This is a genomic window from Actinoallomurus sp. NPDC052308 (assembly GCF_040679195.1).
GTDB classification, from domain to species: Bacteria; Actinomycetota; Actinomycetes; order Streptosporangiales; family Streptosporangiaceae; genus Actinoallomurus; species Actinoallomurus liliacearum.
The window spans coordinates 52843-78626 of record NZ_JBFAUM010000002.1; the positions used below are offsets into that span (position 1 = coordinate 52843).

General features: G+C 71.6%; 27 protein-coding genes. 8 read left to right on the forward strand and 19 right to left on the reverse strand.

The genetic code is table 11. The annotated features are described in order from the left end of the window. Positions 1 to 7: 7 nt before the first annotated feature. Positions 8 to 2083 carry an ATP-dependent DNA helicase UvrD2 gene (locus AB0L00_RS06205; protein WP_364431549.1) on the reverse strand — a complete coding sequence of 692 codons (2076 nt, stop codon included), beginning with the start codon at positions 2081 to 2083 and terminating at the stop codon, positions 8 to 10. A 140-nt stretch (positions 2084 to 2223) separates the two neighbouring features. On the opposite strand from AB0L00_RS06205, the gene AB0L00_RS06210 reads away from it, so the two are divergent. Next, complete coding sequence (locus AB0L00_RS06210; protein WP_364429150.1) at positions 2224 to 2481, forward strand: mycoredoxin; 258 nt, start codon at positions 2224 to 2226, stop codon at positions 2479 to 2481. A 55-nt stretch (positions 2482 to 2536) separates the two neighbouring features. Here the strand turns inward: AB0L00_RS06210 and AB0L00_RS06215 are convergent, their stop codons facing one another. Next, positions 2537 to 3325 (reverse strand): amidohydrolase family protein, encoded by a 789-nt coding sequence (locus tag AB0L00_RS06215; RefSeq protein ID WP_364429153.1) that lies wholly within the window; start codon positions 3323 to 3325, stop codon positions 2537 to 2539. A 97-nt stretch (positions 3326 to 3422) separates the two neighbouring features. On the opposite strand from AB0L00_RS06215, the gene AB0L00_RS06220 reads away from it, so the two are divergent. Further along, entirely contained in the window at positions 3423 to 3827 is a 405-nt protein-coding gene (locus AB0L00_RS06220) for a MerR family transcriptional regulator (protein WP_364429156.1), read from the forward strand. A gap of 179 nt (positions 3828 to 4006) precedes the next feature. Here the strand turns inward: AB0L00_RS06220 and AB0L00_RS06225 are convergent, their stop codons facing one another. Continuing rightward, positions 4007 to 4963, reverse strand: a complete 957-nt coding sequence (locus AB0L00_RS06225; protein ID WP_364429159.1) for a zinc-binding alcohol dehydrogenase family protein — start codon at positions 4961 to 4963, stop codon at positions 4007 to 4009. 236 nt (positions 4964 to 5199) lie between these two features. Here AB0L00_RS06225 and AB0L00_RS06230 point away from each other — a divergent pair, with 236 nt between their 5' ends. Next, on the forward strand, positions 5200 to 5712 hold the full coding sequence (locus AB0L00_RS06230) for a hypothetical protein (RefSeq protein WP_364429161.1): 513 nt from the start codon (positions 5200 to 5202) through the stop codon (positions 5710 to 5712). Between the two features lie 177 nt (positions 5713 to 5889). Here AB0L00_RS06230 and AB0L00_RS06235 read toward each other — a convergent pair whose 3' ends face one another. From AB0L00_RS06235 to AB0L00_RS06245, 3 genes are all read right to left on the reverse strand, one after another. After that, positions 5890 to 7161: a family 16 glycosylhydrolase gene (locus AB0L00_RS06235; RefSeq protein ID WP_364429164.1), complete on the reverse strand. Its 1272-nt coding sequence runs from the start codon at positions 7159 to 7161 to the stop codon at positions 5890 to 5892. Between the two features lie 30 nt (positions 7162 to 7191). Beyond that, on the reverse strand, positions 7192 to 9081 hold the full coding sequence (locus AB0L00_RS06240) for a ricin-type beta-trefoil lectin domain protein (RefSeq protein WP_364429167.1): 1890 nt from the start codon (positions 9079 to 9081) through the stop codon (positions 7192 to 7194). Between the two features lie 208 nt (positions 9082 to 9289). Then, positions 9290 to 10627 (reverse strand): DUF2079 domain-containing protein, encoded by a 1338-nt coding sequence (locus AB0L00_RS06245; protein ID WP_364429170.1) that lies wholly within the window; start codon positions 10625 to 10627, stop codon positions 9290 to 9292. A gap of 94 nt (positions 10628 to 10721) precedes the next feature. On the opposite strand from AB0L00_RS06245, the gene AB0L00_RS06250 reads away from it, so the two are divergent. From AB0L00_RS06250 to AB0L00_RS06265, 4 genes are all read left to right on the forward strand, one after another. Then, positions 10722 to 11393: a response regulator transcription factor gene (locus tag AB0L00_RS06250; protein WP_364429172.1), complete on the forward strand. Its 672-nt coding sequence runs from the start codon at positions 10722 to 10724 to the stop codon at positions 11391 to 11393. Continuing rightward, positions 11386 to 12738 (forward strand): HAMP domain-containing sensor histidine kinase, encoded by a 1353-nt coding sequence (locus AB0L00_RS06255; protein WP_364429175.1) that lies wholly within the window; start codon positions 11386 to 11388, stop codon positions 12736 to 12738. Before AB0L00_RS06250 ends, AB0L00_RS06255 begins: the two co-directional genes overlap by 8 nt. 79 nt (positions 12739 to 12817) lie before the next feature. Next, positions 12818 to 13579 carry a DeoR/GlpR family DNA-binding transcription regulator gene (locus tag AB0L00_RS06260; RefSeq protein ID WP_345355883.1) on the forward strand — a complete coding sequence of 254 codons (762 nt, stop codon included), beginning with the start codon at positions 12818 to 12820 and terminating at the stop codon, positions 13577 to 13579. A gap of 173 nt (positions 13580 to 13752) precedes the next feature. Then, positions 13753 to 14469 (forward strand): hypothetical protein, encoded by a 717-nt coding sequence (locus tag AB0L00_RS06265; protein WP_364429177.1) that lies wholly within the window; start codon positions 13753 to 13755, stop codon positions 14467 to 14469. Between the two features lie 121 nt (positions 14470 to 14590). On the opposite strand, the gene AB0L00_RS06270 is transcribed toward AB0L00_RS06265, so the two are convergent. The 11 genes from AB0L00_RS06270 to pfkB form a co-directional block, all read right to left on the reverse strand. Further along, entirely contained in the window at positions 14591 to 15955 is a 1365-nt protein-coding gene (locus AB0L00_RS06270) for a HAMP domain-containing sensor histidine kinase (RefSeq protein ID WP_364429180.1), read from the reverse strand. Then, positions 15952 to 16629: a response regulator transcription factor gene (locus tag AB0L00_RS06275; RefSeq protein ID WP_364429183.1), complete on the reverse strand. Its 678-nt coding sequence runs from the start codon at positions 16627 to 16629 to the stop codon at positions 15952 to 15954. The genes AB0L00_RS06270 and AB0L00_RS06275 overlap by 4 nt, the downstream gene beginning before the upstream one ends. A 12-nt stretch (positions 16630 to 16641) precedes the next feature. Then, positions 16642 to 16830: a hypothetical protein gene (locus AB0L00_RS06280; protein ID WP_364429186.1), complete on the reverse strand. Its 189-nt coding sequence runs from the start codon at positions 16828 to 16830 to the stop codon at positions 16642 to 16644. 61 nt (positions 16831 to 16891) lie between these two features. Next, complete coding sequence (locus tag AB0L00_RS06285; protein ID WP_364429188.1) at positions 16892 to 17644, reverse strand: hypothetical protein; 753 nt, start codon at positions 17642 to 17644, stop codon at positions 16892 to 16894. A gap of 200 nt (positions 17645 to 17844) precedes the next feature. Next, entirely contained in the window at positions 17845 to 19509 is a 1665-nt protein-coding gene (ptsP, locus tag AB0L00_RS06290; protein ID WP_364429191.1) for a phosphoenolpyruvate--protein phosphotransferase, read from the reverse strand. Further along, positions 19502 to 19786, reverse strand: a complete 285-nt coding sequence (locus tag AB0L00_RS06295; RefSeq protein WP_364403586.1) for an HPr family phosphocarrier protein — start codon at positions 19784 to 19786, stop codon at positions 19502 to 19504. The genes ptsP and AB0L00_RS06295 overlap by 8 nt, the downstream gene beginning before the upstream one ends. 13 nt (positions 19787 to 19799) lie before the next feature. Further along, positions 19800 to 20834 carry a zinc-dependent dehydrogenase gene (locus AB0L00_RS06300; protein WP_345353969.1) on the reverse strand — a complete coding sequence of 345 codons (1035 nt, stop codon included), beginning with the start codon at positions 20832 to 20834 and terminating at the stop codon, positions 19800 to 19802. After that, positions 20831 to 21277, reverse strand: coding sequence for a PTS sugar transporter subunit IIA (locus AB0L00_RS06305; protein WP_364429194.1), 447 nt, complete (start codon positions 21275 to 21277; stop codon positions 20831 to 20833). Before AB0L00_RS06305 ends, AB0L00_RS06300 begins: the two co-directional genes overlap by 4 nt. Next, positions 21270 to 21578, reverse strand: coding sequence for a PTS lactose transporter subunit IIB (locus tag AB0L00_RS06310; protein WP_364429197.1), 309 nt, complete (start codon positions 21576 to 21578; stop codon positions 21270 to 21272). The genes AB0L00_RS06305 and AB0L00_RS06310 overlap by 8 nt, the downstream gene beginning before the upstream one ends. Continuing rightward, positions 21575 to 22750, reverse strand: a complete 1176-nt coding sequence (locus AB0L00_RS06315; protein WP_364429200.1) for a PTS mannitol transporter subunit IICB — start codon at positions 22748 to 22750, stop codon at positions 21575 to 21577. Before AB0L00_RS06315 ends, AB0L00_RS06310 begins: the two co-directional genes overlap by 4 nt. Before the next feature lie 31 nt (positions 22751 to 22781). Then, positions 22782 to 23732 carry a 1-phosphofructokinase gene (gene pfkB / locus AB0L00_RS06320; RefSeq protein ID WP_364429203.1) on the reverse strand — a complete coding sequence of 317 codons (951 nt, stop codon included), beginning with the start codon at positions 23730 to 23732 and terminating at the stop codon, positions 22782 to 22784. Between the two features lie 185 nt (positions 23733 to 23917). On the opposite strand from pfkB, the gene AB0L00_RS06325 reads away from it, so the two are divergent. Then, positions 23918 to 24187: a GYD domain-containing protein gene (locus AB0L00_RS06325; RefSeq protein WP_364429206.1), complete on the forward strand. Its 270-nt coding sequence runs from the start codon at positions 23918 to 23920 to the stop codon at positions 24185 to 24187. 75 nt (positions 24188 to 24262) lie between these two features. Here the strand turns inward: AB0L00_RS06325 and AB0L00_RS06330 are convergent, their stop codons facing one another. Further along, a complete protein-coding gene (locus tag AB0L00_RS06330; protein WP_364429209.1) occupies positions 24263 to 24802 on the reverse strand; it encodes a barstar family protein in 540 nt (179 codons plus the stop codon). A 73-nt stretch (positions 24803 to 24875) separates the two neighbouring features. After that, positions 24876 to 25718, reverse strand: coding sequence for an NAD(+) diphosphatase (gene nudC, locus AB0L00_RS06335; protein ID WP_364431552.1), 843 nt, complete (start codon positions 25716 to 25718; stop codon positions 24876 to 24878). Between the last annotated feature and the right edge of the window lie 66 nt (positions 25719 to 25784).

Sequence of the window (25784 nt, forward strand, 5' to 3'; positions counted from 1 at the left end):
ATACTCCTCAGGCTTGCGGCGTCTCCCCCCGGCACAGGGCGAGCACGGCCGAACCGTATCGCTCCAGCTTGACGCTGCCGACACCGGGGATCGCGGCCAGCTCCGCCTCCGAGACGGGGGCGCGCTCGGCGATGGCCTGCAGAGTGGCGTCGGTGAAGACGACGTAGGCCGGGACCTTCTGCTCCTTGGACGCCGCCACACGCCAGTCCTTCATACGGGCCAGCAGGTCCTCATCGTAGTCGGCCGGGCAGCTCTCACAGCGGCCCAGCTTGCGCTCGATCGCGGCGGTCAGCGGCCGTCCGCAGACCCGGCACGGCTGCGGTCCGGAGGAGACGGGCCGGCGCTTCGACCGGTCGACGCGGGGCGGACCCGAGCTCTGCGGCGCGAGACCGTCGAGGAACCGCGACCGGCGGCGGCCCTTGCGGCCGCCCGGGGACCGGGCGAGCGCCCAGGACAGGGCGAGGTGCTCACGGGCCCGCGTCACGCCGACGTACAGCAGCCGGCGCTCCTCCTCGATCTGCTCCGGGCTCTTCTCCGCGTAGATGATCGGCAGCGTGCCCTCGACCAGGCCTGCGAGGAACACCGCGTCCCACTCCAGGCCCTTCGCGGTGTGCAGCGTGGCCAGCGTCACGCCCTCGAGGGCGGGGGCGTGCTGGGCGTTCGCGCGCTCCTCGATCTCGGTGACGAACTCGCGCAGGCCCGCGCCCGGCCGGTCGGCGGCGACGTCCTCGGCGAGCTGGGCCAGGGCGGCCAGGGACTCCCAGCGCTCCCGGGCGGCGCCGCGCCCCTCCGGCGGCCGGTCGGTGAGCCCGGCGGCGGCCAGAACGTCGCGCACGGACCGCACGAGCGGCTCGCCGTCGTCGGCGGACCGGGCGGCGCCGCGCAGGAGCACGACCGCCTGACGCACCTCCGCGCGCTCGAAGAACCGCTCCGCGCCCTTCACGACGTACGGCACGCCGGCGTCGGCGAACGCCTGCTCGTACGGCTCCGACTGGGCGTTGATGCGGAACAGCACCGCGATCTCCCGGGCGGGCACGCCCTCATCGATCAGCGCCCGCGCCCGCTTGGCGACGGCCTCGGCCTCCGCGACCTCGTCGTCGTACTCGTGAAAGGTCGGCTCGGGGCCGCCGGGCCGCTGCGCGACCAGCTCCAGGCGGTGCTTGCGCGCCTCGCCCCTCGCCTGCGCCAGCACGCCGTTGGCCAGGTGCACCACCTGCGGGGTCGACCGGTAGTCGCGGACCAGCTTGACGACCTTGGCATCGGGGTGCTCGACCGTGAACCGCAGGAGGTACGCGGGGCTCGCGCCGGTGAAGGAGTAGATCGTCTGATTCGGGTCGCCGACCACGCAGATCTCGTCGCGGTCGCCGAGCCAGACGTCGAGCAGGAGCTTCTGCAGCGGGTTGACGTCCTGGAACTCGTCGACCACGAAATAGCGGTACTGGTCGCGCACCTGGTTCGCGACCTCCTGATGCTCGGTGAGCATCGCGGCGGTCAGCTCCAGCATGCCCTCGAAGTCGAGCAGGTTGCGCTCGCGGCGGAGCTCCTCGTACGCGTCGTAGATCCGGGCGAGGTCGGACGCGTCGGCCGGCGGGGTGCGCCCGGCCTTGGCGGCCGAGGCCGGGTAGTCCTCCGGGCGGGTCTGGGTGACCTTGGCCCACTCGATCTCGGCCGCGGCGTCGCGCAGCTCCGTACGGCCGAGGGAGAGACGGCAGACCCGTGCCGCCTCCGCGACCAGGCCGAACTTCGACTCGATGAGCGTGGGAGGCTCCCCGCCGATCACCTTCGGCCAGAAGTAGGACAGCTGCTTCAGCGCCGCCGAGTGGAAGGTACGGGCCTGCACGCCGGGCGCGCCGAGCTGCCGCAGCCGCCCGCGCAGCTCACCGGCGGCCCGGGTGGTGAACGTCACCGCCAGCACCCGCTGGGGCGCGATGACGCCCGTCAGCACGGCGTACGCGATCCGGTGGGTGATCGCACGCGTCTTGCCGGTGCCCGCACCGGCCAGCACGCACACCGGACCCCGGGTCGCCTCGGCGACCGCGCGCTGGTCCGGGTCGAGCCCGGCGAGGATCTGCTCGGCCTCCATCGTCCCTCCGTTCACTCCTTTCCATCCTCCCAGGCCCGGTCGCCCGCCGTCGCCCGTGTGCGACGCTCGGGGGGAATGTCGGTCGTTGATCGGACGTTGGGACAGTCGACTTGAGCGTCGCCCCCAGACGAAGGAGAGCCATGACCGCGCCCGCGACGGGTGAGCTGACCATGTACACCACGACCTGGTGCGGCTTCTGCCGCCGGCTCAAGATCCAGCTGGCCCGTGAGGGCATCCACATGGTCGAGGTGGACATCGAGCGGGACTCGGCCGCCGCCGAGTTCGTCATGAGCGTCAACGGCGGCAACCAGACCGTGCCGACCGTCGTGTTCCCCGATGGTACGGCCGTCACCAACCCGTCGGCCAAAGAGGTCAAGGCGCGCCTCGCCGCGATCTGAGTGAGGAAGCCGGCGCCGCCGGCCCGGACGGTCTCTCGTCCGGGCCGGCGGCGCTTCACGTCCGATCCAGGAGCCGCAGGAGCGTTCCGCCGAGGACGAGCTCGCGCACCTCTCCCGGTCCGGTGACACGCTCGACGGTGGTGCGGGCCACCACGGGATCGCCGTACGGCGCGTCCGAGCCGAACAGCGTCCGCTCGGGCAGCTCCTGGACGGCCAGCCGCACCGCGAAGATGAGGTGCGCGGTGGACAGCTCCAGGTAGATGTTCGGCGTCTCCCGCGCCAGCTCGACGGCGGTCATCCAGTTCAGCCCGCCGAGCTGACTCACGACCAATGGCACCGAGGGGTGCCGTGCCGCCATCGCGGCCAGCGTGCGCAGGTCCTCGGCGGTCGTCGGGGCGAAGCCGTGCACGACGACGGGCAGATCGCCGTGGTCGTGCGCCGCCGTCAGCACCGGCTCGATCCGGGCGGCCCCGCCGGGGGGCGGTGTGAGCTCCCCGATGCCGTGCAGCCCGCGCCCCACGATGTCCCGCTCGACCGCCGCGGCGATCTCGTCGTCGGAGAGGTTCAGGCGCACGGAGCCGAACCCGATGAACCGGTCCGGGTGGGCGGCCAGCGCGTCGTCCAGTTCCCGCCACGCGGCGGCGTACCCGTCGTCGCCGGTGGCGCGCCCGTCCAGCGCCCGGTCCAGCACGCTCATCTCCCGCCGGAGTCCTTCCAGGTCGGTGGCCCGCTCGGGGTGCGGCCGGGTGGGGAAGAGGACCGCGCGGTCCACCCCCGCGTCGTCCAGGAGACGAAGGTGGTCCGCGACCGGGTCGTGGACGTGGCTGTGCGCATCGATGATCACTGCGGACTCCTCGTGCCGGCGGCCGCCGGAATGCGGCCGGCGGGCCCACTGTTGCCCCCTGACACAGTTGGAAGGTCAAGACGGGAGGGCCCACGGCGTGCTCATCGGGGAGCTGGCCGCCCGGACGGAGACCAGCGAACGCCTGCTCCGCTACTACGAGCGGGTCGGGCTGCTGCGACCGGAGCGCGAGCCGAACGGGTACCGGGTGTACGACGACGGCGCCGTGGAGACGGTCGCGCGGGTGCGGGCGCTCCTGGCGGCGGGGCTGCCGACCCGCGTCATCCGGCAGGTCCTCCCCTGCACGAGCGCCGAGAGCACCGTCGCCCCGTGCCCCGGCGTGCTCGACGCGCTCCGGGCCCAACTGGACGCCCTCGACCGGCGGTCCGCGCAGATCGCCACCGCGCGAGAGCTGCTCCGGCGGACGATCGCGGCAGCCGAGACCTCGCTCGACGACCCGGACGGCGGAAGACTCGGAGAACGCCGGGATCCGGCGGAGACCTGAAGCTTTCGTCCTGCGTCGCCGGCGCGTTACACCGAGCGTTCGGCGCGGAGTGTTCGGCCCCGATCGGTGACCGCGCCGATCGCTCAGCGCGTCGGCCGGGCAGCGCGTCGGCCGGGCAGCGCGTCGGCCGGGCAGCGCGTCGGCCGGGCAGCGCGTCGGCCGGGCAGCGCGTCGAATGGTCAGCGGGCGGAGGACAGGCCGGTGATGACGACCTTTCCGATCGGGCGGTCCTCGACCAGATGGCGCAGCGCCTCGCCCACCGCCTCCAACGGGTAGATCGAGTCGATGACCGGGCTGATCCGTCCCGCCGTCAACAGGCCGGTGATCGTGGACCAGGCCGCCGTCGACTCGGCGGCCGACGCCGCGTGCAGGGAGAAGCCGTGCAGAGTGGTCCGGCGTTCGATGACCTCGTGCAGCGGAAGCCGGGTGCTGTGGCCCGCCGAGCAGCCGACCAGGACGAGGCGCCCGGCCACCGCCATGGCGGCCACGATCTGCGCGGTCACCGGTCCGCCGACACCGTCGACGGCCAGGTCGATGCCGGCCGGGAAGCCGTCGCCGAGCGCGTCCGGCAGCCGGTCGCGTTCGAAGTCGACGACCTCGATGCCCCGCGCCCACGGGGCGGCCCGGATGGCCTCCGCCTTGGCCGTGGTCCCGACCCCGCCCGCGACGGCGGCCGCGCCGAGGGCGCGCGCCAACTGGACGGTGGCGTTGCCCACGCTGCCCCCGATGCCCGGCGCGAACACGCACCGACCCGGCCGGAAGGCGCCCATGCGCAGGGCGAGCAGCCCGGTGAGGTAGGCGATGGGGACGGCGGCCGCGACCTCGTCGGAGACGCTGACCGGGATCTCGGCGAGGTTCCGGGCGGGTACGACGGCGAACTCGGCCATCGTGCCGTCCGCGGTGACGCCGCCGGGGCCGGCGAAGAACATCACCCGCGTGCCGACCCGCCAGTGCGCGGCGGGGTCGGCGACGACCACGCCGGCGCCCTCACCGCCCAGCGTGAGCGGGAGCAGCCCCACCTGGGACGGCCCGCTCGTCGCCAGGGAGTGGTCCAGCGGCGTCACGCCCGCCGCCGTGATCTGGACGAGCACCTCGCCGGGAACGGGGACCGGGACCTCCACCTGTTCGATCCGCACATCTGTCGTGTGCGCGGTGATCGGATAAGCGCGCGCCGCCTTCACGTGTGTCGTCCCCCCGAAGCTCCCCCATACCCGCCCCGGGCGGACGGCACGCCCCATGCCGACGCCGAGCACCTCCGATCCACGAGCCCCGGCAGAACGCAGGATGCGAACAGACGAGGGGTCTGGACGGTCTTGTCTGTGCCGTATGCGGCACGAGCAGACGCCGGAACCAAATCTTCAAGGAGTGCACCATGGAGCGTCACCTCATCTCAGACCTCGACGGCATTCGCCTGTTCCTGGTCCTGGGCCGCGACATCGACGTCATCGTCCACGCCGAAGAGGGCCGCACCACGCTCGACGCCCACATCAAGGCCACCGGCAGCGTCTTCGAGACCGCGGCCCGCAAGGCCGAGCTGGAGCCCGTGGTCGACGAGCTCGAACTGGCGCTGTACCCGACGGTGACCCGCTCCAGCGGGTCCCAGGGAGGCGTTCACGTGGGAGGGAACCTCACCGTCCGGGCCGACCGAGGCAGCATCGCCGCTCCGATCATCAACGGACCGGTTCGCCTCGGCGGTGGTCGAGTCACCGTCGGCGACCCGACCCCGGCTCCGGCCGAGGACCAGGGCCACCTGACGGTCACCATCAGGATCCCCCTCGACTTCCGAATCCATGTCAGCCTCGACAGCGGCGACATCACCACACACGGTGTGCCGGAGGGCAACGCCAAACTGCGCACCAAGGCCGGAACGGTGACCCCCGGCTGAGCGGAGGCTCACCGGAACGGCTCACCGGAGGAGCCCTGCCGGGTTCGGCCGGGCCCCTCCGTCGAACCCACCTGGTCCCGCGGCTCGCCGCGGGACCAGACTCGTTCTCGGGATGACGGCACGCCCCGTGCCGATGCCGGGCGCGCGACCTCGGGCACCGGCGCGGGAGCTCGGGGGTCAGCTCGGGAGCGTCCACTTCTGGTTGGCGCTGCCGGCGCAGTCCCAGATCTGCAGGCGCGTGCCGTTGGCCGAGCTCGGGCCGGTGGCGTCGAGGCAGCGCCCGGAGTTCGGGTTGACCAGCGACCCGTTCGCGCCGGCCTGCCACTTCTGCGCGCCCGTGCCGTTGCAGTCGTACAGCTGCACCTGCGTGCCGTTGGCCGTGCCGGCCGCGGTGACGTCCATGCACTTGCCGAGGGCGCGCAGGGTCCCGTCCGACCCGACCGTCCACTGCTGCGCCGACGTGCCGTTGCAGTCGTACAGCTGGACGGCCGTGCCGTTCGCGCTGTTGGCCCCGGCCACGTCCACGCACTTGCCGCCGTAGCCGGTGATCTGGCCGGTACGCCCGCCGGGCGAACCGGAGGTGGTGACGTGCACGTAGTCGACGACGAGCTGCTGCGGGAAGGTCGTGCTGCCGTCCGGGTCGCCGGGCCAGTAGCCGCCGACCGCGAGGTTGACGATCACGTAGAAGGGATGATCGAAGACCCAGCGGTTGCCGTTCAGGTCGGCCGGCGTGCGGGTCTCGTAGACGTTCCCGTCGACGGACCACTGGATCGAGTTCGGCGACCAGTCCACCGCGAAGGTGTGGAAGTCGTCGTAGAAGTGCGCTCCGCCCGGCAGGGTGTAGCCCGCGCCGATGCCGGCGGAGCCGGAGTAGCCCGGTCCGTGGATCGTGCCGTGCACGGTGCCCGGTTCGAAGCCGACGTTCTCCATGATGTCGATCTCGCCGCTGTTCGGCCAGCCGACGCTGCCGATGTCGTTGCCGAGCATCCAGAAGGCGGGCCACATGCCCTGGCCTCGCGGAATCTTCATCCGGCTCTCGAAGTGCCCGTACGCCTGGGTGAAGGTGGCCGAGGTGGACAGCCGGGCGGAGGTGTACTGGCAGGCCCCGTACCAGCAGTTGTAGTTGCCGGGGTTGTCCTTGCGGGCGGTGATCACCAGGTGTCCCTGGCCGTCGAGCGCGGCGTTGTGCGTGCCGCTGGTGTAGTACTCGCGCTCGTGGTTGTTGACGTTGTCGCCGGTCTCCGGGCGCCATTTGCTCGCGTCGACGGCCGCGCCGGCGGGTCCGTCGAAGTCGTCGGTAAAGGTGGCGGTGGCGGCCGCCGCGGCCGGCAGGATCGTGGCGTGGGTGCCGTTGCCGGCGACGACGGTCGCGGCGCCGCTCAGGCCGGCGAGCGCCAGGGCCGCCAGGAACAACCGGCCGGTCCTACGCCGGCGGGGTGACGTGGACATGGCTCTCCTCTCGAGTTGCGGGAAGGGGGGTCAGCTGGGAAGGGTCCACTGCTGGTTGGCGGCGCCGGTGCAGTCCCAGATCTGCAGCCGGGTGCCGTTGGCCGAGCTCGGGCCGGTGGCGTCCAGGCAGCGGCCCGACGCCGGGTTGACGAGGGACGAGCCCGTTCCCCGCGTCCACTGCTGGGCGCCGGTCCCGTTGCAGTCGTACAGCTGGACCTGGGTGCCGTTCGCGGTGCCCGCGGAGGTGAGGTCCATGCACTTGCCAAGGGCCCGGATCGTGCCGTCCGTTCCGACCGTCCACTGCTGCGCGGTGGTGCCGTTGCAGTCATAGAGCTGGACGGCGGTGCCGTTGGCGCTGCTCGCCCCGGCGACGTCGACGCACTTGCCGCCGTACCCGGTGATCTGGCCGGTGGCGGTGCCGCCGCCGCTCTGGGTGCCGTTCCAGGTGAAGGTCGCAGTGGTGTGGGCGGGCAGCGAGTAGACGAACGACTGACCGCCCCAGACGACCTTGACGGACTGGGTGCTGCCGCTGTCGTTGTAGGCGATCAGCGCCTTGGAACCGTCGGGGTTCTGCCAGGCGACGTTCGGGACGGCGGTGTTCGCGGTGGAGGCGATGCGGTAGGCCCCGGGCCGTACGAACTTGGTCAGGTGGCCCATGTCGTAGTACTCGATGGTGTAGTCGACCTGGCCGCTGCGGGAGTCGCCGTTGTGCACGGTGACCAGCCCGGTGCAGGTGCCGCAGCCGCCGTTGTGCGGGCCCATGTTCTGGTCGACGGCGAGGGACCACTTGACGACGCTCTTCCCCCAGTTGCGGGTGTAGTCGACGATGTTGTGCATGTCCTCCTTCTGCTGGTCGCCGATCCACGTGCCGCCGGAGTGCTCGGTGTCGTAGGCGTCCACGGTGGGGTACTTGCCGTGCACGGTGGTCTGCTCGGTCACGTCGCCGCCGTAGCCGTGCCAGGCGATCCCGCCGAAGAGGGAGTCGTTCCGGATGGTGGCGTCGTCGACGACGGGGGCGCCGTAGCCGTCGTAGGTGTCCCAGTTCCAGTCGAGGGCGAGCACCTTGGTGGTGAGGCCCGCCGCGTGCAGCGCGGGCAGCAGGTTCGTCTTGGTGAAGTAGTCCAGGCCGGAGCCGTTCCAGCTCATCGACGGGTAGCCGTTGCAGCAGGTGGGCTCGTTCTGCGCGGTGACGAGGTCGACGTGAGCGCCCTGCGCCTCGTACGCCTGGAGGTACTTCACGAAGTACTGGGCGTACGCGCCGTAGTACTGGGACTGCAGCCAGCCGGGGTTGTTGAAGTCGCCGTTGTCCTTCATCCAGGCGGGCGCGCTCCACGGGGTGCCCATGACCGTGAGCGCCGGGTTGAGCTGCTTCGCCTGCTTGGTGAGGGGCACGACGTCGGCGAGGTCGTGCGCGATGGAGAAGTGCGCGAGACTCGCGTCGGTCTGGCCGGCGGGCATGTCGTCGTACGAGTAGCTGTAGCGGGCGAGGTCGGACGCGCCCATGGGGTTGCGCAGGAAGCTCAGCCCGATCCCGGCGGACGGGTCGAAGAGCTTCTGCATGACCTGGGTACGGGTGGTGGAGCTGAGCGCGCCGCTGCTGTTCAGGAGCCAGGCGGCCGTGTCGGTGAACGACGCGCCGGCGCCGGTGAAGCGCTGGTACCTGGTGTTCTCGTCGACGGTGATGGTCTGGCCGGCGCCGCCACCGGCGCCCCCGAACGCGAGCGGCGTCTGCTGTTGCAGGCCGCGGGTGACGTGGCGGCCGGCGGAGTCGTCCGTGGTGGTGAGCCAGATGTTCACGGACTCCCCGGCGGCCCGGGCGGGGAGGGGGCCGACCACGAGGGCGGCGGCGAGGGCGATGAGCGCGCAGAGGGATGTGGTGAGGGACCGGTGCAGGCGCGCGGGGTCGACGCGGTGGAGCACGGTGCTTCCCTTCGGTCAGGAGCGGGTACGGCGGCCTCCCCCGAAGGCAGCTGACAGGAAAGCTTCCTTTCAGTCAAGCCGGACACTATCCCCCTTAAAACAAGGTGTCAATGAAGTCGTTTCGCCTGGACAGCCGGGCGAAGAGGGCGACAGGTCCGTTATAGCGGCCGCTCCCGCCTCCGATCCTTATGCGCGCCTTAACAGCTTCCTAAGACCGCCCGGCGGCAGGCGGGTGGCGACCGTAGACGGTCCGGCGGTAGATGGTGATGCCGGTGCCCCGGGCCACGCTCCTGTAGCCCAGTGAGGGCAGGTCCGCGATCATCGACTGCTCGTACGGCGCGCCGGTGGTCACGACCCATTCGGGGCGGAACCGCGGGGTGGGCTCGCTGAGGAAGCGGAACACCCGGCAGCGGCCGGTGAGCTGCGGCGCGACGCGGTTGGCGGCCGCCACGTCCGCTCCGTCGGGGATGGTCCTCAACAGTGCTTCAGCGGTCCTGACCTGCTCCGGCACCCGCCAAGAGGCGGGGTCGAGCAGACTCCAAAGTGGCTGCGGAACGGACATCGCGCCGAGGAGGGCCAGGATCGGTGCGACACGGGCGGCCCGCGGCAGGGCGACGCGGTCGCTCGCGCGCATCCGAGCCAGGCCGTCGGCGAAGGCGATGAACACTATGGGCATCAGCACGGCGTTGTAATGGAACCGGGTTCCCCACAGGTTCGGACTGGATGTCCAGAATCGCGCGAGCAAGGATGGAGCCGCGATCAGCACCAACGGCGAGCGCAGGGCGAAGAACAGAGTAGGCGCGATCAATGCCAGCACGGTCTCCTCCTTGGTCACCGGTACCGGCAAAGAGGAAATGGATCCTGCGGTCTTGCCGTACGGATAGGAATGGTGTGGGTTGAACGCCGGGATGATGATGACGACGGCGAGCGCGCCGACCTCGACCGCGACCGCGGCGACGAGCGCGCCGAGGCCACGGCGACCCCGCCAGAAGATGTACGCGCCGATCGCCGCGACGATGAACGCCTGGTCCTCCTTGACGAGCAAGAGCGGCAGCGCCCAGCCTGCGGCGGCGCGCCAACTGCGCCGGGCGAGCAGTTCCACGCTGCGCGCGAGCAGCGGCACCGCGAAGGCGATCTCGTGAAAGTCGAACACGACGGCCTGCTGAATCCCCCACGACAGGCCGTACGCCAGGCCGAGGCAGACACCCGCGCGGTGACCGCAGAACTCGATCGCGAGGCGCGTCACCGGCACCGCCGACAGCGCGAGCAGCGCCGCCTGGAGGACCAGCAATGTGACCGGGCTCGGAAATATCCGATAGAACGGCGCGGCGAAGACGATGACCGGATGGAAATGGTCGCCCAGCAGATTGAAACCGGGCCCTTTCAGATCGGCGATCGGCGGACGCAGATGGGCGTACGAGCGGACCGCCTGCTCGAAGATTCCGAGGTCATATCCGGTGCTCCGCATCTGACGATGACGGTTCACCGAAAGCGCGGAGTAAGCGGCGAAGAGCAGGCCGGCGAGCAGCCGTGGAGAGGATGACACGGCGGGCAGACTGGCCGACCACCGCTGAATGCCCGCTGAAGCAACCTGAAGCCGATTTCAGGAATGCCCGGCGCCATGTCGCCATAATGGCCCGATGCGGTTGTTGCTGGTGGAAGACGACGAACGACTTTCGACCACGCTGACCCATGGCCTGCGGGCCGAAGGGTATGCGGTCGACGTCGCCCATGACGGCCGGGAGGGGCTGAGCCTCGCGCTCACCCAGCCCTACACCGCGGTCGTCCTGGACATCATGCTGCCCGGACTCAACGGCTTCGCCGTATGCGAGCGGCTGCGCCGGAGCGGCAGCTCGGTGCCGATCCTCATGCTGACCGCGAAGAACGGCGAGTACGACGAGGCGGAGGCGCTCGACACCGGTGCCGATGACTACATCTGCAAGCCGTTCTCCTACGTCGTCCTCGTCGCTCGGCTGCGCGCGCTGCTGCGCCGCGGCGGCGCGACCCGCCCATCGGTCCTGACCGCCGGCGACCTGCGGCTCGACCTCGCCGCCCGCCGATGCCGTCACGGCGCGGCGGAGATACGGCTCACCGCGAAAGAGTTCGCGGTGCTGGAGTGCCTGGCGCGCCGGCCGGACGAAGTGGTCGCCAAAATCGACATCATCGATGAAGTCTGGGACCAGGCGTTCGACGGCGACGTGAACATCGTCGAGGTCTACATCCGCACCCTGCGCCGCAAGCTCCCGTCCGGACCGGCGACGATCCAGACCGTGCGCGGCGCCGGCTATCGGCTGGTGAGCACCCGTGGTTAGGCGGCTCACGTCGGTACGGGCACGCGCCGCACTGAGCGCGGCGCTCGCCGCCGCCGTCGTCTTCGGCGCCGGCGGCTGGGGGGTTCGCGACGTCGTCCGCGACCAGTGGATGACCGCGGCGCGGGAGAAGGCGACACGCGACGCCTTCTCGATGACCTCCACCTTCGACGCGGGGGCCATGCCGCACGGCACCAACTTCTCCTTCGCCGTCGTCCTCACCGATGGGCGGCGCGCCATGGTTTCCGGTCCCGTCTTCAGCGCCGACCTGGACAGGCCTCTGGCCGGGTTCCCGCCGAGGGTCGGGTGGGGCATCCACACGGTCCGGGGGAAGGGCCGGTTCGTCGTCGGCACCACCGACGTGCTGCCCGCCGACCAGATCAAGAGCCTGACCGGCAGCGGCGGCCTGCCGGCCCAGCGCCTGACGGTGTACGTGCTCGTTTCGCCGGCCGACGCCAAGACGGCCGTCGCCACGATCGATCGCCTGCTCGGCTGGGGCCTGCCGGTCGCCGTGCCGTTCGTCGGCCTGATCGCCTGGTACGTCACCGGCCGGGCCCTGCGGCCGGTGGAGGCCATCCGGGCGAAGATGGCCGACATCAGCGCCCACGCGCTCGATCAGCGGGTCCCCGTACCGGCCATCGACGACGAGATCACCCGCCTGGCGCGGACCACCAACGAGACCCTCGACCGGCTCGAACACGCCCACCACCGGCAGCGGCACTTCGTCGCCGACGCCTCTCACGAGCTGCGGACCCCGCTGGCGGGCCTCCGCAACTCGCTGGAGATCGCGCTGGCCTACCCGGAGCGCACGGATTGGCCCAGCACGGTCGCCACGGCGCTGGCCGACGTCGACCGCCTGCAGTGCCTGGCCGAGGATCTCCTCTTGCTCGCCTCACCCGCGCCGGCCGCGTCGACGGCGTCGGACCTCGCCGACATCGTCGAAGAGCAGGTGGCCGAACGTGCCCACACCGGCGACGGGCCCGCGTTCACCGCGCACACGACCCGTCCCGCCCTCGTACGCGAGAGCGAGACCCGGCTTGCCCGGATCGTGCGCAACCTGCTCGACAACGCCGCCCGGCACGCGCGTACGAAGGTGACGGCGACCGTCGCCCGCGCCGACGGCAGCGTCACGCTGACCGTCACCGACGACGGTCCGGGCGTTCTGCCCGAGGATCGCGAGCGGATCTTCGAGCGCTTCGTCCGCCTCGACGACGCCCGTACCCGCGCGGACGGCGGTGCCGGGCTCGGGCTCACCATCGTCCGCGATCTCGTCACCGGCCTGGGGGGCACCGTCCGCGTCACGGGCCGCTCCACCTTCGTCATCACACTCCCCGGCGCCGACACATGATCCGCCGCCGCGCGGCGGCACGGGTCCACTGCTCCTCGCCGCCTTGACGCTTTCCCTCGATGGCGGTACCACCGACCTCATGTACGCCGAGGAACGACAGCAGGAGATCCTCCGTCGCACCCGGGAGGCCGGGCGGGTCGACGTCATGACGCTCGCGGAGGACTTCGGCGTCACGATGGAGACGATCCGCCGGGACCTGACCGTCCTGGAGCGGGCCGGCGCGCTGCGCCGTGTGCACGGCGGGGCGATCCCCGTCGAGCGTCTCGGCTTCGAGCCCGCGCTCGCCGCCCGGGACGCGGTACTGACCGCCGAGAAGGAGCGCATCGCCAAGGCCGCCCTCGCCGAGCTGCCGGCCGACGGATCGATCATCATCGACGCGGGATCGACGACCGGGCGCCTCGTGCAGGTCCTGCCGAGCGACCGGGAGCTGACCGTCATCGTCAACTCCCCGCCCCTGGCGACCGTCCTCGCCACGCGGTCGAACCTCAGCGTGATCATGCTGGGCGGCCGGGTGCGCGGGCGCACCCTCGCCACGGTCGACGACTGGGCGATGCGGCCGCTCGACCGGCTGCGCGTCGACGTGGCGTTCATGGGGACGAACGGCTGTTCCGTGGAGGCCGGGCTGACCACCCCCGACCCGGCCGAGGCGGCGATGAAGGAGTCGATGATGAAGGCCGCGCGGCGCACCGTGGTCCTCGTCGACCACACGAAGGTCGGAAACGACTATCTCGCGCGGTTCGCCGCGCTGTCCGAGGTCAGCGTGCTGATCACGGACACGGGCCTGAACGCCGGGCTGGCCGCGGACCTCGCCGCGGAAGGTCCCGAGGTCGTACGCGTCTGACGCGGATGCCCTCGTGTCGAACCTTTCGGCCGCCGGCCGCGTACTAATCACTGCCTTGCGTCGGACGGCACCCCATTGACACCCCACATAAGAGCGAGTAAACAAAAGTAAGAGAAACTGGAAAGCCATCCAAACGGACTTCCAGGAGCGCCGACGCGGAAGCGGAGGCATCCATGACCCGAACTCGCCACCCCGGTCGTAGACGGCGCGCCAGGCCGCTCGGTGGGAAGCGGAAGTACGCCGCGATCTGGCTTCTCGTCACGACCGGCGCCGTCTTAGTCTCCTACTGCGGCATCCACGAGATCTACGTGGCGGGAGGCGAGAGCCACGAGGCGACCCCGGTCGTCTCCGTACCGTCGGCGCTCCCGGCGCCGTCCGTGACGAACACGGGCCCGGTCGCGGTCCAGGGCGGTTCGACGCCGGACCCGCCCGGAGAGTCGATGCGGGCCCGCCCCGCTCCACCGCCGAGTCCCCGGCCGGATCCCACCCCGACGCCGACACCGACCACGGCGGTCGAGATCACGTCTCCCGCGGATCAGGCCAAGGTCAACGGCCGGGCCGGGCTCCTGGTCCATGGGCGCAGCGGGAACCTGCGAGGGGACGTCCTGCGCATCTTCGTCTACGCCCCGGACGGGCGGTTCTATCTCACCGACGACGGGCCAATCCCGACCCGGAACGGAACCTGGAGCTCGTCGATCCAGCAGATCGGCGACGGCACCCGCGACATCGGCCGCTTCTTCAAGATCACCGCGGTCCGCGCGGACGCGACCTGCCAGGACACGATCCACGGACGGAGCCAGGACGTCAACGGCAACATCGCCTTCCTGGCGGTACCGCCCGGCTGCACGATCGCCGACACCGTCGACGTGCTCAAAACGGCGTGGAACTGACCGGCCGGAACATACGGGCCGCGGCTCACGACGGCAGGGGCTCGGCCGACGGCGGATGCTCGACGGACGGTGGACGTCCGGCCTACGACGACCCGGCCGGCGGCGGATGGTGAACGCCCGCCTACGGTGACCCGGTCGGCGGCGTGCGTTCCGCCGGGCGGCGGCGGGGCACTCTGCCCCGCCTGCGCTGTCTCGGCTGCGCGCCCGTCGTGCGCAGCCAGACGCCGACCCGCGCGCCGCCGAGGGCGGATCGGTCGATGCGCAGTTCGCCGCCGGTGGACGCCGCGAGCCGGCGCACGATGTCCAGGCCGAGCCCCGTGGAGCCGCCCCCGGAGCGGCCTCGTTGCAGCATGAGCCCGGGATCGGCGATCCCCGGTCCCGCGTCGGAGACCAGGACGCCGACCCGGTCGGGAGCGGTCCGCATCGTCACCGCGAACTCCGTGCCCTCGGGCGTGTGGTGGAACAGATTGCCCAGTACGGCGTCGAGGGCCGCCGCCAGCTCTCCCCGGCCGACCGGCACCGCCGCCGGGTGGTCGAGGGCGTCCAGCCGCCAGCGGCGCCGCTGGTCCTCGGCCAGCACCGACCAGAACGCGACCCGGTCGCGTACCACCTCGGTGGCGTCGCACATCGTGGTGGCGCGCTCCCCACCGGGACGCTGCGCGGTCTTGATCACGATGTCGATCTCCTGCTCCATGCGGGTCATCGCCAGGCGCGCCTTGCGCATCTCCGGCCCCTGCCCGAGCCGGTCGATGTGGAGCCGGAGCGCGGTCAGCGGCGTGCGCAGCCGGTGCGACAGGTCGGCCGCGAACTGGCGTTCGGCGGTGAGCCGCTGGGCGATCTGATCCGCCATGGCGTTGAAGGCGTACGCCGCCTCCACCAGCTCGGGCGGTCCTTCGGGAACGAGACGGACGGTCAGGTCGCCGGAGCCGAGCCGCGCCGCGGCGCGCGCGAGCCGCCGCGCGGAGCCGACCACCCTCCGGCCCAGCCGATCGGCCGCGAGGATCGAACACGCCACCAGGAACACCGCGACCAGGAACATGACGAGCCAGGCCGGTACGACCCCCGGCGGCAGCAGGCCGGCGTCGGCGTCCACCTCGACCACGGCCATGCCCGCGTCGCCGGCGGGTACCGGCTGCAGGACGACCGGCCCGCCCCCGGTGCTGGTCTCCAGCGCCCGCCCGCCGTCACGGACGCGCGCGATGACCGCCGGGGCCACCGCCGACGGATCCCCGATCCGGGCTCCCCCGGGCATCGTCACGCCGACGCGGTCCCGGCCCCCGACGGACGCGCTCGCGATCGCCCGGTCCACCGCCGCCGGATCGCCGGAGGCGGCCACGGCCGGGATCACCGCGCCGGCGCGGTGCTGGGCGCGGATGACCGCGCGGTCGGCGGCCGCGTCCCGTACGACCAGGGCAGACGGGATCAGGAAGGCCAGCGCGACCATCGAGGTCACCGCCAGGGCGACGAGCGCGAGGGACCGCCTCACGTCGGGTCCACGAGTTTGAAACCGACCCCCCGGACCGTGTGGAGATACCGCGGCGCGGCCGCGCTCTCGCCCAGCTTCCGCCGCAGCCAGGACAAGTGCACGTCGATGGTCTGGTCGTCGCCGTACGGCTGCTGCCAGACCTCGGATCGCAGGGCGGCGCGCGGGACGACCTCCCCGGCGCGGGAGGCGAGGAAGGCCAGCAGGTCGAACTCCCGCCGGGTCAGCTCGACGGTCCGCGCGTCGAGCCGCACCTCGCGCCGGACCATGTCGATGCGCAGCCCGCCGACCTCGATGACCGTGGCGTCGCCGCCGCCCCGAGCGCGCCGCAGCACGGCGCCGAGACGCGCCTGGAGCTGGTCGATGGTGAACGGCTTGACCACATAGTCGTCCGCCCCGGCGTTGAGCAGGCGCACGACCTCCTGGTCGTCGTCCCGGGCCGTCACCACGATGACCGGGACCTCGGATACCGCCCGCAGCATCTTGAGCAATTCGAAACCGTCGAGATCGGGCAGTCCGAGGTCCAGGAAAACGGCATCGGGGGGCCGGTCGGAGATGTCCCGCAGCGCCTCCCACGCGGCCCCGACGCTGCGCACCGAGTGACGGCGTTCTGTCAGATCGTGCACGAGGGCGGTACGGACGTCCGCGTCGTCTTCCACCACTAAGATCTTCGCCATATCGAGACTGTACTACCGGCCCTCTCGCAGATTTATGGCCGACGAATAATCGGGGATGGTCTGCGAGATCTCACATGCCTTGTTCCCGTGCGCCGCGGTCGTCGGCAAAGCGACGACGGCGGCGGTGAGCGTGGCGACGTTCGCGGCGGCGATGACGAACACCGCGACCAATCGCGACTTCCCGGCCATGCGAATGCTCATTTCCCTCTCCATCCGCGAGCGGAGCCGGGCGGCCGTCCCCGGCCGCCCGGCTCCTCACGGGTCACTGCGGCACGTTGCCCGCCTCGTCCTGCGTGACCACCAACTGCGCGAGGGACTTACGCTGCGGACCGCCCTCGCCCGGGCCCAGGCCGTTGTTGCCGCAGACCCGGTTCTTCTCCTCGTCGGTCATGGGACGCTCGCGGAACGCCACGTTGTGGCTGCCCGCGTCCTTGTCGTCGGTGACCGAGCCGCCGACGTACCACTCGTAGTGGGGGTCGCCGTCGTCGGAGGTCTTCACCCGGTCGCCGTAGTTGATCTGCCAGTGGCCGTTGACCTTCAGCATCTCGGTGGAGAGCTCCAGCCAGCCGACGTTGCCGGGCTGGATGTGGTGGGTGTCGCCGTTCCAGGTCCAGTGGCCCTTGTTCCAGACGTGGCCGTAGCTGGCCTCGACCCCGATCTCGATGGCCTCCCCCAGCTTGAACTTGGGGCCGCCGCTGATCCCGAAGCTGTTGGACTCCTCGACGGTGTCGGTGATCTGGTACTGGTGGTCCTGCGCCGCGTCGGTGCAGTTCCAGGCGTACTCATCGTTCGTCGGAACGTGGAAGTCCGACTGGAACGACTCCTGGCTCTCGGGGACGAAGACGCACCGGTCGGCCTTGTAGGGGACGGTCACGCCGGAGTCGGGGCAGGTGTCGAGCAGATCGCCCGTCACCGTGACCACCTTCGCGTTCGCCGGCCCGGCGGGAAGCAGCAGTCCGGCCCCGACCATCGCGGCTCCCGCGACGGCGGCCATTCCTGCGCGCACTCGGTTCATCGAATTCCTCCTCGACGATTTTCGCTGACACATCCTTTATAACCAGCGCGCGAGGAGATCGCTTTAGCTGCACCTTAAGACGCACATAATGCTATTTGAGGGACACACTTCCGGGCTGGAAATTTAAGCCGCCCTAATAAATGCCGGCCGGACACAAAAAGAATGCCCCCGCCGGCGGCGGGGGCATTCTTCCGGTCGGGTCAGGAGGACAGCACGGCGGCCCTGGCGGCGGCGGCGTCGTCGGCGTCGAGCACGCGACGGGCCAGTTCCTCGCACCGGGCGTGCTCGTACGCGGCGAGGCGGGCGCGCACGGCGGGCACGCTGCGCGCGCTCATCGACAGCTTCGTCACGCCCAGGCCCACCAGAACCGGCGCCAGGGCCGGGTCGGCGGCGGCCTCGCCGCACACCCCGACGGGTCTGCCGCTGCGCCGGCCCGCGTCCGCGCAGGCCGCGATGAGCCGCAGCAGCGCGGGTTGCCACGGGTCGAGCAGGTCGGCCATGGCGCCCGACTGCCGGTCGGCGGCGAGGGTGTACTGGCTGAGGTCGTTCGTCCCGATGCTGAGGAAGTCGGCGACCTGGAGGAGGCGCTCCGCCCGCAGCGCCGCGGCCGGCACCTCGACCATCACGCCCGCCGTGCGCAGGCCGTACGCCCGGGCCCGCTCGACGAACTCGGCCGCCTCCACGGGCGTCGAGACCATGGGCGCCATGACCCAGACGTCCGCGGTCGTCCGCTCGGCGGCCCGCGCGATGGCCTCGAGCTGGGTGTCGAGGATCTCGGGCTGGTCCCGGGCGACCCGCAGGCCGCGCACGCCGAGCGCCGGGTTCGGCTCTTCCGGGAGGCCGAGGAACGGCAGCGGCTTGTCGGCACCGGCGTCGAGCGTCCGTACGACGACGGTGCCCTCGGGGAAGTGGCCGAACGCCTCGGCGTACGCGGCGACCTGCTCGTCCAGGCCGGGCGCGTCCTTGCGGTCCAGGAAGAGGAACTCGGTGCGGAACAGTCCCACTCCGGCGACCCCGTCGAGGTCCACTCCCCGCAGGTCGGCCGCGGACCCGATGTTGACCATGAGGTCGACGGGGTGGCCGTCCGCGGTCCGTCCGGGACCGCGCCCGGCGGCGAGCCGGGTGCGCTCCTCGGCCGCCCGCGCGCGCACGTCCGCGGCCTCGTCCGCGCCGACGCCCGCGCGGACCTGACCGCTCGTGCCGTCGACGGCCACCTCCGTGCCGTCCGGCACGTCGAGGATCCCGGCGCAGCCCACCACGGCGGGCAGGCCCAGCGCACGCGCGAGGATCGCGGTGTGGCTGGTCGGTCCGCCGCGCTCGGTGACCAGGGCGAGGACGGTGCCCGTGTCGAGGCCGACCGTGTCGGCGGGCGCCAGGTCGTCCGCGACCAGGACGAACGGATGCCCGGGAGACGGCAGGCCCGGCATCGGCCGGCCGAGCGCCACGGCGATCGCCCGGTGCGCGATGTCGTCCAGGTCAGCCGCGCGTTCGCCGAGGTACCCGCCGAGGGCGGCGAGCAGCTCGCGATGCCGGTCGAACGTGGACCGCAGGGCGTGCGCGGCGTCCTCCCCGCTCCGTATCCGCTCCGCGACCCCCTCGCGCAGCGTGGGGTCGGCGGCGATCATCGCCTGGGCGGACAGGATGTCCCGCGCCTCACCGTGGGCCGCGTCGGAGCGGGCCTGCAGGTCGGCCTCGGTGGCCTCCAGGGCCCGTACGGCCTCGGCGAGCTCACGCTCCGGATCGGCGACGGGGCGCGGTTCCGGCAGCGCGGGCGGGGGTGCCATCCGCGCCGCCGGCCCGGCGGCCAGGCCGGGGCCGACCCCGATGCCACGCAGGGTGCGCGGCGGGGCGTCGAGGTCAGGCATCGGCGGGTTCCTCGGCGTCCAGGTCGCGGGCGAGCAGGGCGGCCAGGGCGTCGAGGGCGGCCTCGGCTCCCGGTCCGTCGGCCTCGAGGGTGACCTCGGTGCCGTGCCCGGCGCCGAGGGACAACACCGCGAGCATGCTGGCGGCGGGCACGGCCCGGCCGTCACCGACGCGGATGCGCACGGGCACCTCCTGGTCGGCGGCGGCCTTGACGAACAGGGCCGCGGGCCTCGCGTGCAGGCCGGAGCGTGCGGCGACGGCCACGGTACGTGTCGGCATGTCCACTCCCTCGTCAGGGCTCGATGGTGACCTTGATCGCGATGCCGCGGGACACGATGTCGATGCCTTCGAGGACGTCGGCCAGCGGCAGGTGGTGGGTGATCAGATCAGCGACGGGCACCGCGCCCGAGGCGATGAGATCCAGGGCGCGGGCGTTGTGGGCCGGGCTGGACCCGTTGGCGCCCACGATCGTCAGCTCCCGGTAGTGCACGAGGTTCGAGTCGCACGAGATGACCGGGTTGTCCTTGGGCAGCCCGCCGAAGAAGCTGATCCGCCCCTGGCGCGCGGCCATCTGCAGCGCCGCCTCCTGCGCGGCGCCGGACGCGGCGGCGGTGATGATGACGTCGGCGCCCCGGCCGTTCGTCAGCTTCAGCACCTGGTCCACGACGTCCGTGCCGGTGAGCGCGGCGTCGGGGTGCACGCGCTCGGCCGACATGGCCAGCCGTTCGGCGTTGAGGTCGACCAGGAAGACCCGCGCGGCCCCACGGGACCGGGCCAGCCGTACGTGCAGGCAGCCGATCGGCCCCGCGCCGATGACGACCACGTCGTCGCCCTCGCCGACGCGGGCGAGCTCCTGGCCGTTGAGCACGCAGGCCAGCGGCTCGGCGACCGACGCCTCGGCGAAGCCGACGCCGTCGGGGATGCGGTTCAGGCCATCGACGGCGAGCACCTTGGCGGGCACGATCGTGTACTCGGCGAACCCGCCGTCGTAGTGGTAGCCCATCGACTCCTGGTTCGGGCACACGGTGCGGCGGCCCCGGCGGCACTCCTCGCACTGCCCGCACGGGATCGCGGCGATCACCTGCACCCGGTCACCCGGCGCCCAGTCGGTCACGCCGTCGCCGACCTCGACGACCTCACCGGCGATCTCATGCCCCATGACGCGGGGCGGCCGGATGTGGTGGTGGCCGTGCTTGTAGATCTTCACGTCGGTGCCGCAGGTCGAGCAGTTGCGTACCCGGATCTTGACATCTCCAGGGCCCGGCGTCGGCTCGGGCGCCTCTTCCAGGCGGATGTCCCCGGGCGCGTGGAAACGGGCGACCTTCACTGCGTAACCTCCTCTGCGTCCGGCTGCAGCAGCCGGAGCACCTCATCGACATCGGTGGTCTCCCGGAGGGCTCGTGCCTTGTCCGGGTCGAGCAGGATCTGGGCGAGCTCGGACAGCAGCCGGACGTGCCCGTCGCCCTTCGCGGCGATGCCGACGCACAGGACGACGCGGTTGCCGTCCCAGTCGACCCCGCCGGGGAAGCGCAGGACGCACAGCGCGTCGTGGCGTACGGCGTCCTTGCCGGCGAGCGTGCCGTGCGGGATGGCCACGCCCTCGCCGACGTACGTCGAGATCGAACGCTCGCGTTCGACCATGGCCTCGACGTACGTGGCGTCGACGGCGCCCACGTCGAACAGCGTCCGCCCGCACTGGCGGATCGCGTCGTCGCGGTCGGCCGCCACCGCGTCGAGGCGTACGGCCGCGCGGTCGAGCAGGTCAGGCACTGATCTCGCTCCCGTCCTTGATCGCCTTCACCAGGCGGGTCACCGCGGGGTCGCCGATGAACACCTGGAACGTGACGATCGGCTTGTCCGGGGCGCCGGCCTTCGCCCGCGCGCCGAGGCCGGCGTGACAGACCACGACGTCGGCGTCGGCGGGGATGGAGTTGACCGGGGTGTGCTCCACCTCGACCGAGTGCTTCTTCAGCTCGCGGCGGAGCTGGCTCGCGAGCATGACGCTGCTGCCCATGCCCGCGTCGCAGGCCACGATCAGCTTCTTGACGTCCTTGCCGTTCATCTCGGTCATGCTCCCTGGGGTTCGGGGTGGGTGGTGGGCCGCGCCGTCTCCTGCGGCACGTCTTCCGTGGCCGCGGCCTCGGCCCCGGATCCGGCCTCGGCTTCCGCTTCGGCCTCGGCCTCCGCCTCGGCGAAGCGGCCGAAGCCCAGGAGCGCCGAGCCGACGGCGAACGACACTCCCGCGGCGACCAGCACGCCCCCGAAGACGCCGAACCAGGAGCCGGCGCCCTTCGGGGTCTCGGCCGCGTACGCGAAGATGCTGCCCGGCGACGGCGTGGCGACGAGGCCCGCGCCGGTGACCATGAACGTCCCGATGCCCGCGGCGCCGCCGGCGATCGAGGCGAGGATCATCCGCGGCTTCATCAGGATGTACGGGAAGTAGATCTCGTGGATCCCGCCGAGGAACTGGATGATGATCGCGGCGGGCACGCTGGGCCGCAGCGTCTTCGGGCCGAACAGCAGGTAGGCGACGAGCACGCCCAGGCCGGGTCCGGGGTTGGACTCCAGCATGAACAGGATCGACTTGCCGTGTTCGGTCGCCTCCGCGACTCCGAGCGGGCCGAGCACGCCGTGGTTGACGGCGTTGTTGAGGAACAGCACCTTCGCGGGCTCGATCAGCACGGACGCCAAGGGCAGCAGGTGGTGGTGGATCAGCCATTCCACGCCGTGGCCGGCCACGGTGGTGACGTTGCGCACCACGGGGGCGACGCCCCAGACCCCGAACAGGGCCGCGGCGCCACCGACGATCCCGGCGGTGAAGTTGTCCACCAGCATCTCGAAGCCGGCCCTGGTCCGCTCGGCGGTGAACTCGTCGACCTTCTTCAGGACGTACGCCGCGAGCGGGCCGAGGATCATCGCGCCGAGGAACATCGGGATCTTGGCGCCGACGACGACGCCGACGGTCGCGACCGCGCCCACCACGGCGCCGCGCTGGCCGTGCACCATCCGCCCGCCGGTGTAGCCGATGAGCACCGGGAGCAGCAGTGTGATGATCGGGTCGACCAGGGCCGCGAACTGCTTGTCGGGCAGCCAGCCGGTCGGAATGAACAGCGCGGTGATCAGGCCCCAGGCGATGAAGGCCCCGATGTTCGGCATCACCATGCCGGCCAGGTGCCCGCCCAGGCGCTGAATCTGGGCCTTGACGCCGCTTCCGGTGACGGTGGGGGTGTACGCAGTGGCCATCAGGGCCTCCTAGTTATCTGCGTGACGTGGTCTAGGCGATGAGCGACCGGCCGAGGTCCGGTCGCGTGTGAATGCGGACGATGTCGCGCCGGATGTCCTCCGGCCGCGGCATCCGGCTGGCGGGCAGGCCGACCGCGGCGGCCCCCCATGCCAGCCCTTCGGCGAGTGCCGGAGCCCCCCGTGCTCCGCCCGCCAGGAATCCGGCGAGCAGCGCGTCGCCCGCGCCCACGGTGCTCCGCGGCTCGGCGACCGGCGCCTCGCCGATCGTGACTCCCTCCTCTTCGACCAGCACGGCGCCGTCCGCGCCGAGGCTCGCGAGCACGGCCCGGGCGCCGCGGTCCCGCAGCTCCTCCGCCGCCTCGATGACGTCGCCGACGCTGTCGACCGGACGTCCTACGGCCTCGGCCAGCTCCTCGCGGTTGGGTTTCACGAGGTCCGGACCGGCCTCGACGGCGGCCGGGAGCGCCGGACCGCTCGTGTCCACGGCGACCCGGATGCCGGCGGCGGTGAAGAACTCACACAACCGGGCGTAGATGTCGGTCGGCACGCCCGGCGGCAGGCTGCCGCAGGTCACGACCCAGCTCGCGCCCTCGACCTCGGCGAGAACCCGGTCGGCGACCGCGTCGAGTTCCTTACGAGACAGGGGTTCGCCCGGCTCGTTGAACTTCGTGACCAGGCCGTCGGGTTCGACGACCGTGATGTTGGAGCGAGTGCGGCCCGCGACCCGCACGGCACCCAGGCGTATCCCGTCGGCCTCCAACAGGTGGACGAGCTGGTCGCCGTCCGCCCCGCCGACCGTCACCACCGCGGCCGTCGGCACGTCGTTGGCCAGCAGCGCGCGGGAGACGTTCACCCCCTTGCCGCCCGGGTCGAGCCGCGCGGAGGTCGCACGGATCACCGTGCCCTGGGCGAGGCGGTCCACCTCGATCGTGCGGTCCAGGCTCGGGTTGAGCGTCAGCGTGACGATCACGTGTTGGTTCACCGCCGTTTCGTCTGTGTTTCCATTTGTTTACGCCCACATGGGTGGCCGCGTCAAGGGGTCAAACGGGCTTCTCCGGATCGCCGAAAAGACGTCCCGGGAGGGGGACCGGACGCTGAATTGATGGCGTGAGCTGCGGGAATGGGCTCTAAGAGGGCATCGATCGGGGGATCGTCATGGCCACGTACATGTTGCTTTCGAAGTGGACGGACCTCGGGCGGCGGGAGGCGGCGACGCTGCCGGACCGGGTCGCCGAGGTCACCAAGCACCTCGAGGAGATGGGCGGCAAGGTCTTGGGCTTCTACCTCACGATGGGGGAGTACGACCAGGTCGGGCTCATCGAAACACCCGACGAGGAGGTCGCCGCCAGGTTCGCCGTGTTCATCGCCGGCCGGGGCTACGTCGTCTCCGAGACGCTGCGCTGCTTCTCCATGGACGAGATGCGCAGCCTGACCTGAGAGCCGGCCCGGTGGTCGGAGTGCCGTGGCACTCCGGCCACCGGGCGGGTGCGGGACGGCATCCACGCCGTTCGGCTACCACATGTCCAAGGTGACCAGCAGATAAGGATCCGCTACTTCCACCTCTTGCTCGGGGCCCTCGAGTCCGTCCAGGAGGTCACGAGCCCGCGTCGAGGTAAGAGAGAAGACGAAATGCTGGGCGATCGGGGAAATTCCGGTGGGTTCGCCGTCCGCGTCCAATTGCAGGTTGGCACGCTCCGCCGCCTGCCCTAGAACGGACACCAGCGTGGGCAGATGACTCGCGTCCAGCAGCACGTCGGCGTCGTCGACCATCACCGCGACGGCGGTACGCCCGTGTGATGGGCCGTGGAGATCGGCCAGGCAGTCGACGAGGGCGTCCCAGTTGTGGCCGTAGTAACCCGGGAAGCCGAGCCTGTGCGCGAACGCGCGGAACAGCCTTTCCGGCTCCATCAATTCCCGCGCGGGCAGATGGACGACAAGCCCGCCCCGCTCCCGCAGGACGACCAGTTGATCAGTCAGGAACCGGTCGTCTCGCGGGGCGAATATGACCCAGGGCGCCACCCGCTCGGTGAGCGTGAACAAGGGGCTCGTCACGACAAGACCCTACGTGGCAGAGGGCGAATCATTCGCCGACGCACACGCGGCACCGACGCCGGGGCGGCGGGCGTCACCAGTCGCCGGGGAGGCGGCCGCCGTACCAGCGCTCGATGAGCTGACGGGCGATCGAGACCCGGCCCGGGAGGAAGATCTCCTCCGCCTCTGTGGCGGCCTTCAGCTCCTCGCGGGTGTACCAGCGAGCGTTGCGGATCTCCTCACCGTCCACGCGGGGCTCCTGCCCGGGGTCGGCCGTCGCGAAGAAGCCGAGCATGAGGCTGCGCGGCAGCGGCCAGGGCTGGCTGCCGAGGTAACGGCAGTCGCGCACGATGACGCCGACCTCCTCCCACACCTCACGGGCGACCGCCTGCTCCAGGGACTCCCCCGGCTCGACGAAACCGGCGAGGATCGACACGCGGTTCTCCGGCCACCGGAACCCGCTGGCCAGCAGGATCCGCTCGCCGTCGTGCACCAGCATGATCACGGCCGGGTCCGTACGCGGGAAGTGCTCCGAACCGTCCACCGTGCAGATCCGGGTGTGGCCCGCGGACGCGAGGGTCGTCAGGGCCCCGCAGCGCGGGCAGTGGGTGTGGGTCACGTGCCAGTTCTGCAGGCCGACAGCCTGGGTGAGCAGCCCGGCGTCCCGGTCGCTCAGCGCGGCGCCCACCTTCCGCAGGTCGGCCGGCTCCGTGCCCTCGACGGCGGGCAGCGGAGCCGACACCGCGAAGTAGGCGACGCCGTCCTCATCCGCGCCGAGCAGGTAGCGCTCGCCCTCGGGGGCCTCCTCGCGGCCCAGCAGAACGAGGGCGGGGCCGGGCCGCACCAGCGCCTTACCCTGCTCCACCACCAGGACACGGGTCCGCGGGTCGTCCCAGGCGGCGGCCAGCCATGCCTCGTCGCGACGACGCTCCCCCATCCGGTCGAGCGTGCCGCGGGAAAGCGCCAGCCAGTCCAGCGCCTCGTAGGTATCCGTCAAAACAGG